Origin of the sequence: Delftia sp. 11MD, from assembly GCF_050907895.1 — a bacterium.
Taxonomy (GTDB): Bacteria; Pseudomonadota; Gammaproteobacteria; order Burkholderiales; family Burkholderiaceae_C; genus Comamonas; species Comamonas tsuruhatensis.
In genome coordinates, this window is the sequence record NZ_CP194333.1 from 2,268,614 (window position 1) to 2,282,620 (window position 14,007).

Here is a 14,007-nt window from a genome sequence, read left to right on the forward strand (position 1 = left end):
TCCGGTGCACCAGTATGGGGCCGCTGCCGTGGATCATTCCTGAGCAGCCTTACATCCGTCTGAGTTGACCCCCGGCTAGGGTTCGACCCCGCTCCTCCTCGCGGAGAGAGTTGGGGGATGGCACAGAACCCGTTCACCGATCCCGACTACGGCGCCGATGCGCCGAGCGCCAAGTCTCAAACCAAGAATCCGTTCGCGGACCCTGACTATGGCAAGGAGCCGCCAGGTCGCAGCGCCACCGACTACGTCCGGGACGCGGCAGCCTGGGCAGCCAAGGGCGCCGTGGCGGTGCCAGAAGCTGTTGTCGGCCTGGCCGACATCGCCACAGGCGGGCGCGCGGGCAAGCTCCTGGAGAACGAGGGTGGCGCTGTGGGCTTCCGGCCCAAGCAGGCGCGCGAGGCCATCAACGAATGGCACTCTGACGCCACCAAGGAAGCCCAACGCAAATTCCAGGAAGCCGAGGGTCTGGGCGGCAAGTTCAAGGCCGCCGTTGAAAATCCGTCCAACATCGTCGGCGCGGTCGTTGAATCGCTGCCGGCCATGGGCGCGGGCGGCGTGGCGGCGCGCGCACTGGGCGCGGCCACGCGGCTGGGCCAGGCTGGTGCAAAGGGTGCTGCAGCAGCTGGTGCGCTGGGTGAGGGAATCGTGGGCGCGGGCTCGGCGGCAGAGCAGATCCGGCAGGAGACGGATGACGGCCTGCTCTCTCCTGGCCAGACAGCTGCAGCGGCTGCCACGGGCGCGGCCACGGCAGGGCTGGGGTATGCCGGCGGGCGCGTAGCGCAGCGGCTGGGCATTGGTGATGCCGAGACCATGCTGGCCCAGGGCAACAAGGGAATTGCCAAGCAGTTTGCCGATGACGCGGCCACGGCGGCCGCAAACCCACTGGTGCAGCAGCGCGCGGTCAAGAGCATTCCGACTCAGGTGATCCAGGGGGCGATTTCCGAAGGTTTCCTCGAGGAGTTGCCGCAGTCTGTGGCGGAGCAGATCTTCCAGAATCTGGCCTTGGGCAAGGACTGGTCCCAGGACGTGGATACGGCTGTGGTGCTGGGCACGCTGTCTGGCGCGGCCATGGGCGGCGGCGCGGCGGGGTATCGGGCGGCGCGCGAGCCGCGCGTGCCTGCAGGCCAGCCGGGCGATGCTGCTGCCCAGCCCCCGGACGCTGGCGCCGAGCCTGCGGGTCTGCCAGACGTTGCAACCTACGGCCCGGCCATCGACCAGATGGTGCGGCCGGAAAACCAGCAGCAGTACCGAGAAGCGCTGGCGCGAGCTCAGGACGAGACCCTGCCTCCCGAGGACCGGAAAGCCGCGGCGGACTCGCTGCACCAGGCTTTCAGCCCAGATCTGTTCCAGCAGGTCAGCGAGAACCATGCCGATGGAGAAGTGCCGTCTGGCCTGTCGACGGTGCGCGATGAATTCGTGCGGCAGCTGGCCGCTCAGCAAGAGCCGGTCATCGACGAGGCCCGGCTGCGCGAGCAGGACATCACGCCCGCCCCGCAACTGGATACCACGCGCATTGATGCCGCCATTGGCGCGCAGCGTCCTTCCGAGGAAATGGGCTTGGATCCTGCTGCTGGCTCGCTGTCCGCAGCTGCTGCCCTGGCAGTGGATTCCGGCGCGTCCGCCCAGGCCCAGCAGGCCACCGCTCTGGCCCAGGCCGCAGAGGAAGCCGCACGCGCGCCAGCCAAGAAGAAGGCCTCCGAGCGCCAGGTCACTGCAGACCCTGCCACAGGCGAGATTCAGGGCGGGGCCCTGGCCACCTGGACCGATGAAGACCTGTCGAACGCATTCCGTTCTGCGCAGGCCAAAGAGGTGCGCACGCCGTTGGCCCTGGAGCTGCAACGTCGCCGTGCCGAGCGCGAGAAACAGGGCCGCGGCGCCGCGCTCACGCCCGCCACCACATCCACCCCCCAGCAAGGAAGCATCGATGGCACACAAGCCGATCAAGCCCAGCCGCCGCGCGCGGAATCTTCGCCGGCAGCAGGAGCGCAGGGAGCGCCGGCTGCAGGTCCTGGCCCTGCGCAGGAGCTGACCAATGGCACCACCTCGTCTCAGCACGATGGCGCGCAAGCAGCTGCAGCGCCAGGCCCGCAGGCTCAAGCGCCAGTCCAAACCCCAGCCCAGCGAATCGACGCCGGGCGCGCGGCCTGGGCCAGCATGCCCACCGCAGAGCGCAAGGCCCTGGCCAAGCGTGTGGGCGGTGTAAACGCTGCCCTCAAAGGCAGTCTCCACGGCGCGCGCTGGGAGAACCTGAATGCGGAGCTGCAGCTCCGTCTTGCTGACGCCATGCAACCGCAAGGAGCAACCAATGATTCAACCGCACCTGCAGTACGGGTGGCAGATGAACTCCCAGCAGGCCCTGCGGCTGCTCCGGAGGCTGGGGGCAGTCAGCAGGCAGGACGCGCGCCAGATGCGCAGCCTGCTGGGCCGCGAGGTGGAAGTGCCGGACAGCCTGCTGCCGGCGTGCAACCTGCTCTACCTGGCCGAAGTGGCGCCAGCGAACAGACTGCCGCTGTAGCGCCTGCTGCTGCGCCAGCGCCCACGGCGGGCGAGCAGCAGGCCGTGGCCATCGCCAAGGAAGGGAACGACGCGCGGCGCGCCCAACTGCTGGCCGCCAGCGAGCGCTGGACCAGCATGCCGGCGGCTGAGCGCCAGGCTGTGGCGAAGGCCGCGAAGGGCCTGAACGCCCCGGCGCGGGCCGGCGCCCACACGCGGGCATGGGCGGACCTGGCGCCCAAGGTGCGCGACAAGCTGGCCGCCGCCATGCCCGATGCTGCTGCAGCACCTGCAGCCCGCACGCCAGCACGTTCCGTGGAAGGCCGCGACCTGGGCGACGGCTGGGCCGAGTTCTCCCGCGACTCGGGCTCCATAGGAGTGCCGCGCGCGGAGATGCCGCAGATCCGAGCCGAGCACCGCGGCGCCATGGTCAACTTCATGAATGCCCGCGGCATTGCTCACCAGGAGGAGAGCGTGCAGGCCTCCCGTCTCAAGCCCACGCAGGCGGAATTCAGCCGCGAGCGCGTGGCGCGGGCCAGGGGCTTCGAGGGCGGAAACCGCTCTATCCTCGTCTCGCGCGATGGGCATGTGCTCGACGGCCACCACCAGTGGCTGGCTGCGCGCGAAGCCGGCGAGGACGTGAAGGTGATCCGGCTGGATGCGCCCATCCGCGAACTGCTGGACGCCGCGCGCGAGTTCCCCAGCTCCACGACCAGCGAGGGTGCGGCCCAGGGTGCGGCTCCAGCCTCTGCTGCAGCAGCCAAGCCAAAGCCTCGCGGCGTCCTGGCCAAGAAGGCTGCCGCTGAGGAAGCGGCGCGCGCCGACTACTTCACCCCGGGCAACATCGTGAAGGGGTACGGGGATAGCCATGTCCGCGTGGTCTCGTACACGCCGGCCAATGCCGATGGCGTGTGGAGCGTGACGGTGCGCCAGGTGGAGAAGCAGGGCTCAGGTTGGGAAGATGTGCCGGGCGTGCGCGAACGCACCCATGCCACGCCTCCCAGCGCACGCGAATTGAAGGCCGGGCCGGTGGAGCGCACTGAGGAACTGCCATTCCGGCGCGCCGAGGCCGAGGGCCAGGGCCTGACCGATGACCAGATGGCCAACCTGCTGCGCATCATGCGGCCCGAGCCGACCGCGTTTTCCGATGCTGCGCGCGCCCAGGCCGTGGGCCAGGTGCGCGAGACGGTGGATGCGATCCGCAAGGGCTGGAGCAACGGCCCCGAGGTGGTGGTGGCGTTCGACATGAACGACCCGGCCGTGCCGGATGCGGCGCGGCGCGCGGATTTGCGCCAGCGCAGTGGCGGGGCCTCCGGAGCGCCCGAGGGCTTCTACTGGCGCGGCAAGGCCTACCTGCTGGCCAGCAAGCTGAACACGCCGGCCGACGCCGCCCGCGTGCTGCACCACGAGGTGCTGGGCCATCATGGCCTGCGCGGCATGTTCGGGCCGGAGCTGAACAAGATCCTCAACCAGGTGGCCACCATGCGCCATGCCGAGGTGGCGGCCAAGATCAAGGAATATGGCCTGCGCGGCGTCACGGATCTGAGCCGGCGCCACGCGGCCGAGGAGGTGCTGGCCGAGATGGCCGAGAAGACGCCGCAGCTGCATTTCGTGCAGCGCGCCGTGGCGGCCATCCGCAACTGGCTGCGGGCCAACGTGCCCGGGTTCGGGCGCCTGAAGCTGTCGGATGCCGACATCATCCAGGCGTACATCTTGCCGGCCCGCGGGTTCGTGGAGCGTGGGCAGCGTGCAGTCGCGGACCGCATCGAGCCGTCATTCAGCCGTGGCGCGGCCGAGATGTCGCTGGTGGACAAGGCCCGTGTTCTCCAGGGCGAGCCTGTGGCCGTGCTGCGTGGCGATGAGGCGCCGCAGGGATATCCGCTGCTGCGGGCCTGGGCAACCAAGGTTTTCAAGGATGCGGGCGGCCAGGCCGTCAATCCCGAGCTGGGCGCAGTTGTGCTGGACGAGCGTGCGGTGCGCGACAGCATGGCGCATGGCATGAACCCGTTCAAAGCTGCTGCATTTGCCGCAGTGCCTCGGATTCTTGAGCAGGGTGTTGTGGTCGCAGAGGGCCGCGCCAATGATGTGCAGAGCTACTTCGTCAGCGCGCCTGTGCAGATCAAGGGGGTAGATGACATCGTCACAGTGCTGGTGCGCCAGGACGTGAACAGCCGCCGGATGTACCTGCACAGCGTCATCACAAAAGAAAATCTCCTGAAGGCCAGGGATTCCGGGGCCGGTGCCGAAGCACCCGAGGAGCGATCCGGCAAGGTCACTTCAGGAGACGTTGCCAGTGTACTGCGGGGGCTGCTTCAGATCAACACGAGGGAGGCCGCGGGCCCGGATTCCGGAGAAGACCTCATGTTCAGCCGCTCGCGGCTTTCGGAGATCAAGGACAGTGCCCTGGACCAGCTCCAGAAAACGATGTCCCACCCGGGCAAGGTGTCTGTCTGGGACAAGACCATCGGCACCATGCGCCACCTGGCCGAGCGTGCGCCAGCCTTCAAGCCCGTCTACGAGACCGCCCAGCGCAACATCGATGACGTGTCCATGCTTGCCAACGATGCGGCCGACCGGGCGCCGCGCCTGCTGCCGCGCGTGGACACCATCGGCGACCTGGTGGGCAAGAATCGTAAAACCCCTGTCTCGGCGGCCGACAACAAGGCTGTGGCGAAGCCTCTCTTCGAGGGCACGCTGCTGTGGGGTCGGGACGTGGACGGCAAGGCCGTGCTGGTGGACGAGCTGACCAAGAAGTACGGCAACCTCCCCGCCGACGACAAAGCCCAACTGCTGCTGCGCGCCGGCCGGCTGGACGACCGCATGCTGCGCGCCTGGCGCGGGCTGCCGCTGGCCCAGTACGAAGCGCTGGTGAATTCTCGCTTCGAGAGCAAGATGCTCAAGGCCGGCGCGGTCTGGACGGATGCCGAGCTGCAGACGATGTTCGGCGCCACGCCCAACCAGATTGCCCTGTACCGCGAAGCCCGCGCGGCCATTGACCGCTCCATCGACATGACGGCCCGCGCGGACATGATGCGAGCGCTGGGCGACGAGTACGCCGGCCTGCGCGACATGGTGCTGGACGCGCCCAAGCTGTCCGATGCCCTGGAGCTGCTGACCACCACGCTGCAGGAGGATGCCAAGGCCAAGCCGGACATGGCCGAACGGCTGCTGCAGCTGAACAACATGGTGGTGGATCGGGCGGCCACGGCCAAGGACCTGCAGGACGGTGGGTATGCGCCGCTGTCGCGCTTCGGCCGGTACACGCTAGACGTGGTGGACCAGGAGGGCAACCGGCAGTATTTCGGGATGTACGAATCCAAGAAGGATTCCAACCTGGCCAAGATCCAGATGGCCCAGGCCTTCCCCGGCGCGGTGATCACACAGGGCACCATGAGCCAGCAATCCTTCAAGCTGTTCGCGGGCATCACGCCCGAGACGCTGGAGATCTTCAAGGACATGGTGGTGGGCAAGGAGGCCGACGCGGCCACTCGCAAGGTGTTCGATGAATACCTGAAGCTGACCAAGAACAACCACAGCGCCTTGAAGCGTCTGATCCAGCGCAAGGGCATTGAGGGCTACAGCCATGACGTGGGCCGCGTTGTGGCCAACTTTATTTACAGCAATGCGCGCCAGGGCGCGGCGGGCCTGAACGCGGGCACCATGGATCGCGCGATCAACGACATCCCGAAGGAGCAGGGCGAGCTGAAGGACCTGGCCATGGGCCTGCGCAGCTACATCCGCGATCCCCAGGAAGAGGGCCAAGCCGTGCGCGGCATGCTGTTCGCGCAGTACCTGGGCGGCTCGCTTGCCTCGGCCGTGGTCAACATGACCCAGCCCTTTGCGGTGACGCTGCCCTGGCTCAGCCAGTTCGGAGGTATGCGTGCGGCCAGCGGCCAGATGGCGCGGGCACTGAACGATATGCGTCGCTCCTGGATGGACAAGGGCTTCAGCTATGAGTCGGACTTGGCGCACGCCCTGCAGACTGCCGAGGACGATGGCGTGGTCTCGCCGCAGGAAGTGCACCAGCTCATGGCCCAGGCGCGCGGCGCGGGCGGCCTGCGCTCGGGTGACGGTACGCGGGCTGGCGATGCGCGCGCCGCGGCGGGCAATGCTTGGGAGCGGGCCAAGGTGGCCTGGGGCCAGCCCTTCGCCCTGGCCGAGCAGTTCAATCGGCGCTCCACCTTCATCGCGGCCTTCCGTATCGCCAAGGCCCAGGGCATGGCGGATCCAGGCGCCTTCGCGCGCAAGGCTGTGCTGGAGACCCAGTTTGTCTACTCCAAGGCGGCGAAGCCTGTTTGGGCACGCGGCGCCGTGGGCGGCACGCTGTTCGTCTTCAAGACCTATTCCGTCAGCTACCTGGAGCTGATGCAGCGCATGTGGCAGCAGGGCGGGCCCGAGGGCAAGCGCGCGGTGGGCTGGGCCCTGGCCATGCTGCTGCTGATGGGCGGCGCCGGCGGTGTGCCCTTCATGGAGGACGCCGAGGACCTGATCGACGGCGTGGGCCAGATGATGGGCTACAACCTCAGTTCCAAGCAGTGGCGCAAGGAGGCGCTGGCGGGCATCGTGGGCAAGGAGCTGGCCGAGTTCCTGGAGCAAGGTGTCTCTGGCCTGCCAGGTGCGCCCATCGATGTTTCGGGGCGCCTGGGCATGGGCAACCTGCTGCCAGGCACCGGCCTGCTGCTGACCAAGCAGAGCCGCGAGCGGGATCTGCTGGAGGTTGTGGGGCCGGCGGGCGATCTGGTGTCCCGCGGCTTCGCGGCAGGACGCGAACTGGTGGGTGGGGTGATGAATCTGGATCCGTCCGCAGCGGGCCGAGTAGCGCTGGAGGTGTCTCCCACGGCGGTGCGCAATGCGTTCAAGGGCGCGGACATGGCCGCCAGCGGCATGTACAAGGACACCAAGGGCTACAAGGTGATCGACACGACGCTGGCCGAGGCGGTGGCCAAGGCCATCGGGTTCCAGCCCAAAAGCGTGGCCGAGATCCAGGAGGCCAACAGCTTCATGCAGCGGTCCAAGAGCTTCTACAGCCAGACCAGCAGCGAGATCAAGGCGCAGTGGGCGGATGCGCTGTTCCGCAAGGATGAGGGTGCTCTGGCGCGCGTGCGCGAACGGCTGGCCGATTGGAACAAGAACAATCCGGAGCAGCCCATCGTCGTGAAGATGCCGGACATCTGGAAGAAGGTGCGGGAGATGGGCAAGGACCGCATTGACCGTATCGCGGACAACTCGCCCAAGGCGCTGCGTCAGCAGATGCGGGAGATGGCAGCGGAGGCGCGGTAGGACTTGCCCCTTGCAGGGTTGGCCTTGAAAGGGCGGCATTGGAAGACTGCGGGAATTCACTTCGCAGGAGCTTCCAATGTCGAACACCAGCTATCCGAAGGGCATGGAGAAGCTTCTCTCCGGCTCCGTCAATGCCTCCACCGACACCTTGAAGGCCGCGCTGCTGCCCAGCGGCTACGCCTTCAGTGTGTCGCATGAGTTCGTGAGCCAGCTCGGCTCGATCATCGGCACGGCCCAGCCCCTGCTCAACAAGACGATCACCGGCGGCGTGCTGGACGCGGACGACCTGGACTTCGGTGCCCTGGCGCCAGGTTCGACCATCGGCTCGGTCGTGATCTTCAAGGACACGGGCAACACTTCCACGTCGCCGGTGCTGTTCTTCCTGGACACCGTGACAGGCCTGCCCATGTCCACCAACGGCGGCGCCGTGACCATTCCCTGGGACAACGGCGTCAAGAAGATCGCGCGCATCAACCTGCCGATCTACCCGAAGGGCGCGGAGAAGATGTGGGCGGGCTCCATCAACTTCTCTGCAGACGACATCAAGGTGGCGCTGTTGCCCAGCTCCTACGTCTACGACGCTGCCCACGAGTTCTTACCGGACGTGGGTGCCGTGATCGGCGCGGCCCAGGCGCTTGCCGGCAAGTCCGTCGCGGGCGGTGTGTTCGACGCTTTCTCCGTCAACTTCGGTGCGCTACCCACCGGCTCCACCATCGGCAGCGTGGTGCTCTACAAGGACACGGGCACGCCGGCCACGTCGCCGCTGATCGCGCGCGTGACGGATGTGTTGGGCCTGCCGCTTGCAACCAATGGTGGCGGCCTGGTGCTGGGGTGGTCTGGTGGAACCGCGCGCATCTTCTCGCTGGTGCCGGCGTAAGGAGGCAGGGCCATGGACCTGTTTTCCAACAACGCCGAGACCAGCACGGTCTCGGCCCTGACCAACGACAGCGGTGATCCGGGGTACGGCACGATCGTGACCACGGGCGCGGGCCTGGACGGCTTTGCCAACCCCAGCGGGACGCGCTCCCTGCGCGCGACCATCACGGACGCCACCATGCCCGGACAGTGGGAGGTGGTGCGGATCCGCCAGATCGACGGCGTGAATCTTGTGGTAGATCGCGGGATCGAGTTGCCATGGGATGCCGGCGGCCCCATGGCTTGGCCTGCTGGTGCCAAGGTCAGCGTGCGGCTCACGGCGGGCATGCTGGAGTCCTTCATGCAGATGCAAGAGTCGGGCTTCTTCGGCCAGGTCCTGAGCGGCGCTGACCGGTTCGCGGCGCTCGGCTATCCCGCTCTCAAGAGCGCGTGGCCGCAATTGCTGGCGAACCCCACGTCCGACTGGCACCGCGCGGGCAACGGCCTGCCCATCGTGGGCGGCTCAATGTTCGTGGACCTGGGCACGCCGCCGGCTTGGGCTGCGGGCAACTTCGCCCACGGGGACGTGGTGGTGCCGGGCACACCCGATGGCTGCCAGTACTGGGCCTGCACCAACCAAGCGAACGCCGTGTATGCGGATGCGGTGCCGGACTTCCAGGGCATGGGCACGCATGTGCCGCTGGACCCCACCTATCCGTCGTTGGGCTACTGGGTGCCAGTGCAGATGCCGGTGGACCTGCTGGTGCGGCTGGAGGGCGTGCGCATCGTGGTCGAGGAGGTCGGGTTCATCGCCAGTGTGGTGACGGCCAGCACGCCGCCAACGGTCTCCATCGGCTCGGACCTCGGGTTCTCCGATGCGCGGCCAACGCGCTTTGCCAATGCGGTCTCGCTGTCGCAGATCACGGCCGGCGGCGAGTCCCACCGCATCCCCATCGCTGTCGGCGGGCAGTTGTCGGATTCCCTGACCTTCCGAGTCGACACGCCTGCTGCTGGTGGCCGGTTCTCGGGCCGGTTCTACTGGCGCGGGTTCTACGTTGAGATCTCATGAGCTATCCGCTCATCAACGGCGCCGCCATCAACGGCGAGGAGGCTGGCGAGGCCACGGTCGGCATTGACTTGGTGACCTTTGGCCAAGCCGTCGCCGTGCCTGCGCTGTTGGCAGCCGGCGCGCAGCCGATGGAGCTGGGCACGCCGCGCATCGTGCTACCCCTGCGCCCGCCAGGCCTGGATCTGGTGAGCTCCGGGCAGGCCACGGCGCGCTACAACACGGCCCTGCAGCCGCCGGGCATTGATCTCGTCACAGGGGGACGAGCTATGGCGGAGATGGTGCTTGAGGCGCAAGGCGCGCAGCCGCTTGAGTTGGGCGCGCTGCGCGTGCGCAATGGCTTGGATGCATCCCTGGGCATCGAAGGGCTGGACCTCGTTCGCACGGACTTCGCAGTCATCACGCTGGAGCAGGTCGCACCCGACCAGGTTGTGCAGGCCCGCAGCGGCCGCCCGCTGGAGATGGGCACGCCGGAGGCTCGGCCCGGCGCAGTGACGGTGCAAGCCGTCAGCGCGCAGCCCCTGGTGCTGGGCGCGTCGGGCGCAGGTATCCGGCTGCAGGCCCAGGGTGCGCAGGCGCTGGAACTCGGCATGCCCGCCGCGGGCATTCGCCTGCAGGCCAGCGCCGCCCGGCCTCTGGAGCTTGGCGTGCCGACGGTGGCTGTGGCGCTGCAAGTCGAGGGCATTGATCTGGTGCGCGCGGGCACGGCCAGCATCGCGCTGCCCACCGCGCAGCTGCTGGCCGCCAGCGCCTATGTCCTGGAGTTGGGCACGCCCGGCCTGCCTTCCACAACCGTCCGCGCACGCGCCAGTTTCCCGCTGCAGCTGGGCATGCCGGCCGTGGCCAGGGAGAACACATGCTGACCTACGAGAAATTCAGCGGCATCAACAACGTGCTGCCTGAGCACCGCCTGGGCGGTGATGCGCTGCTGGCGGCCGAGAACGTGGACATCGGGCTCACGGGCGAGGTCACACGCCGCGCCGGCATCACCCAGGTATCCGACCTCTGCCACAAGAACCTGCACCAGGGCCGCGGCTTCATGCTCGCCACGGTAGGCGCGCAACTGACAGCGATCCATCCCGACGGCACGCGCCACGTCATCCACCCATCCCTTGGGCCTGAGCGGGTCTGGTACTGCAACCTTCCCGACGGCCGCACGACTTGGACAAATGGCCTGATCCAAGGTGTGACCGATGGCTTGGTCAACCAGGAGCGCAGCGTGCCCACGCCGGCGGGCCTGGGCGCGCCAGACGCGGCCTTCGGGCAGTTGCACCCGGGCCAGTACCGCTACCACCTCAGCCATGTGCGCCTGGCTGACCGGCTCGAAGGCCCGGCCATCAGCTCTGCACCCATTGAGATCGCCGACGGTGGCCTGCGCCTGGACGGTTTGCCGGTGCGCGAGGGCTACGCCTTGAACGTCTACCTCTCCGGCCAGGACGGGGAGGGTGCCTATCTGGCCGGCGTTGCCACGGGCAGCAGCTTTGAAGTCAGCGGCCCCAATTCGACCCTGGTTCTGCCCTGCCGCACGCTGGGTGCTCAGCCGTTCCCTGTGGGCACCATCACTGCTGCGTGGCGTGGGCGCGTGCTCGTCGCCCAGGGCAATGTGCTGTGGGCCAGCCGGCCCATGGCGCCGCACCTTGCCGACTGGCGAGACTTCCGGCCCATGCCTGCGCCGATCACCGGCATCGTCCCCGTGGACGATGGCATCTATGTGGGCACGGCCGAGGATCTGGTCTTCCTGGCTGGGACCACCTTCGACCAACTGGCCTATCTGGAGCGCAAGACTGGCCCTGTGGTACCTGGCTCTGCCGTGCCGGCGCCAGGCCGCCATCTGAAACTGGGCGATGGCACCGGCTCGGGCCCTGCCATGGTATGCATCGCAGGCGGCGAGATCGTGGCCGGCTTTGCGGGCGGCCAGACAGCCAGCCTCACGGCCAACCGCTTCAAGACGCCGGTGGTCGAAGTCGCTGCCACGTTCCGCGTGGTGAACGAGATCCCGCAGTACCTGGCGGTGCCTCAATGACGATCTGGGACCCTTACACCTACCGGCCCGACGGCCAGGCCATCGGCGCGGTGGCCCCGCCGGCGCTGCGCGTGCACGGCTCGCCGGCCTCGGCCAACCAGCTTGGCATGGCTCAGGCGGCCTTTTACCGCTTCTGCATGATGGCGCGGCTGTCGGTCGTGCCCAATCCAGTGGAGGCCGGTCGGCTGCCCGACGGCACGGCCTATCGCATCGTGCGCATCGGCAACTCGACCACCATGGAGATCTGGCCGGAGGATGCGGCGAACGAGCGCGAGAGCGGGATCGGCATCACCATGGTGGACTTGCTAGGCGATCTTGTGCCGGAGCTCACGCACTCCAACGGGACGAGCCCGCAGCCCTTCATCCTCACGCCGGAAGTAGTTCCTGGCACTCGCATCTGTACCGGGCGCTGGCGTGTTCGCAAGGTCAACGGATACAACGGTGGCAAGGCCGTGTTCCAGACACGCCTGCCTGACCTCTACCTCACAGGAGTGGATGGGGTATCCACCTTCTTCCAGTTGCCGCCCCCTCCGAGCTTCGATGCCTTGGGCGGCACCAATATGCGCGCCTATCGCTATGGCACCTACGGGCCTGGATTCAGTGTCTACAGCGTGCGCCGCCCCGTGGCTGAGTTTCGATCCGACGCCGAGCCACTGCCATTTTTCCGCAAGCACTCCAATGGCTCCCTTTGGATCATGCAGGCCGTGGCCAAGTTTGCAGGGGGGCCGCAGCGCATCGAGTTGTGGGGCCAGCAGTACCGCCCGCCAGGCGGCGCAGTTGGGGAGTTGGTCGCCACGTTGCCCATTCCCGGAGGCCACACCGTCAAATGGGACTCGCTGTCCTCCAGCGCAGACGGCCAACGATTGCGCGCTGTGTTCACCACGGTATTGGGCAATTTCCTGCTCGTTGATCTGGCCGTTGGCGATGCCAGTCTTTCAATTGTCACCACTTCAGAGCGCGGCTCTCGCATCGAAGGATGGGAGGAATCCACCAACACCGGCACTGAGCTGGAGCCCAACATCACGGGCACCCGCATGGGCCCTATCTCCTTTGGCAATGCCACCTATGGCTATGACGGCAAGGGGCGGGATTTCGAGGTTCTGCTGGGTGGGGGCGGGAGGCTGGAGCACTGGACATACCGGGAGTCATTTTCGGGCGAAGTCATTGGTGTAGACCCGATCCGGGGGGCGATCACGCTTGAGAATGAGGGCCTGTTCCTGACGGGCGACTACTCGGATCCGGGGGGGCTCATCCGCATCAATGGTCACGACATCACATTCCCCAGCGTGGCGGGGCAAAGCAGTAGCGAATTGCTTGTCACGCGAACCGTCGCAGATGGCGTGACCCTCACATACGCAGCCTCCGGATTCATCCGAGACTGGGCAGAGTCGTGGCAGATGCTGCAGGTGCTGTTTTTCGATCCCACTACAGAGTTGGTGATCCAGGCTCAGAAGATTCAACGCGGCGACTATTCGGCGGTGTATGAATCCGCTCAGACATCTGACGGCAATTGGTATCCACTCGCGGTGCCATCCAGGCTGGAGGGCACGGTCTACACAAATCGTGGGGAGGTGCTCGTGCAGTGCCGGGGCCAGATCGTCGCCAGCATCGATATTTCAGATGCTGATCCCCACTATTTCGCAGTGTCGGCCGCGGTAGACCCCTGGACCGGCGCTGTCTGCGCCAATCTCATGCAGTACACGGCAGAGGACCGCCAGACGGTGCTTCGCAGCTGGATCTTTGTTGCCGACGACACCGGCGCTCGGGAACTGCACACCATCATGAAGATGCCGATGGACCACACGGCGCGCGTGCGCACCGACGAAAGCCTGATTTCCGTATGAACACCCTCGTCTGCAACACCCTGAGCGGCGCCGTGTCCGAGTACACGCGCCACGATTTCCATGCGTTGACACCGACCCATGGCGGCAGCGCCACGGGCCTATATGCCTTGGCCAGCGGTGATACCGACGACGGCCTGCCCATCGTCGCCGAGCTGCGGCTGCCAGCAACCATCCGCGAGAACACGCTGAAAAAGCACCTGGAGATGGTCTATCTGTCCATGCGGGGGCGCGGCTGCGCGCAGTTCGCGGTGCTTGGGCCGAACGCGGAGCGCTGGGCCTACAGCTTCCCCCTCGTGGCCTCCGGCCAGACGCGGTGCCAGCCAGGCCGCGGCATCCGCCAGAACTACCTGGGCTTCGGCCTGAGCACGCCGGCCGGCCAAACCTTCACATTGGACCGCATTGAAGTCGTGACGGTCTCGTCCAAAACCCGCCGCGTAGGAGCATGA

Annotated in this window: 7 protein-coding genes; all 7 read left to right on the forward strand. The window is 67.2% G+C overall.

Translation table 11 applies throughout. The features are described 5' to 3' along the window. Nucleotides 1–117 precede the first annotated feature (117 nt). The 7 genes from ACRSCF_RS10175 (at nucleotide 118) to ACRSCF_RS10205 (ending at nucleotide 14,007) form a co-directional block, all read left to right on the forward strand. The gene (locus tag ACRSCF_RS10175) at nucleotides 118–7,773 is read left to right on the forward strand and encodes a PLxRFG domain-containing protein (RefSeq protein ID WP_432675677.1); all 7,656 of its coding nucleotides are present in this window, start codon (nucleotides 118–120) and stop codon (nucleotides 7,771–7,773) included. A 76-nt stretch (nucleotides 7,774–7,849) separates the two neighbouring features. Then, a complete protein-coding gene (locus ACRSCF_RS10180) occupies nucleotides 7,850–8,650 on the forward strand; it encodes a hypothetical protein (RefSeq protein WP_432675679.1) in 801 nt (266 codons plus the stop codon). 12 nt (nucleotides 8,651–8,662) lie between these two features. Then, complete coding sequence (locus tag ACRSCF_RS10185; RefSeq protein WP_432675680.1) at nucleotides 8,663–9,697, forward strand: hypothetical protein; 1,035 nt, start codon at nucleotides 8,663–8,665, stop codon at nucleotides 9,695–9,697. Then, complete coding sequence (locus tag ACRSCF_RS10190; RefSeq protein ID WP_432675682.1) at nucleotides 9,694–10,557, forward strand: hypothetical protein; 864 nt, start codon at nucleotides 9,694–9,696, stop codon at nucleotides 10,555–10,557. The genes ACRSCF_RS10185 and ACRSCF_RS10190 overlap by 4 nt, the downstream gene beginning before the upstream one ends. After that, a complete protein-coding gene (locus ACRSCF_RS10195) occupies nucleotides 10,551–11,717 on the forward strand; it encodes a hypothetical protein (protein ID WP_432675684.1) in 1,167 nt (388 codons plus the stop codon). Before ACRSCF_RS10190 ends, ACRSCF_RS10195 begins: the two co-directional genes overlap by 7 nt. Beyond that, a complete protein-coding gene (locus tag ACRSCF_RS10200) occupies nucleotides 11,714–13,561 on the forward strand; it encodes a hypothetical protein (protein ID WP_324623092.1) in 1,848 nt (615 codons plus the stop codon). The genes ACRSCF_RS10195 and ACRSCF_RS10200 overlap by 4 nt, the downstream gene beginning before the upstream one ends. Then, complete coding sequence (locus tag ACRSCF_RS10205; protein WP_289241731.1) at nucleotides 13,558–14,007, forward strand: hypothetical protein; 450 nt, start codon at nucleotides 13,558–13,560, stop codon at nucleotides 14,005–14,007. The genes ACRSCF_RS10200 and ACRSCF_RS10205 overlap by 4 nt, the downstream gene beginning before the upstream one ends.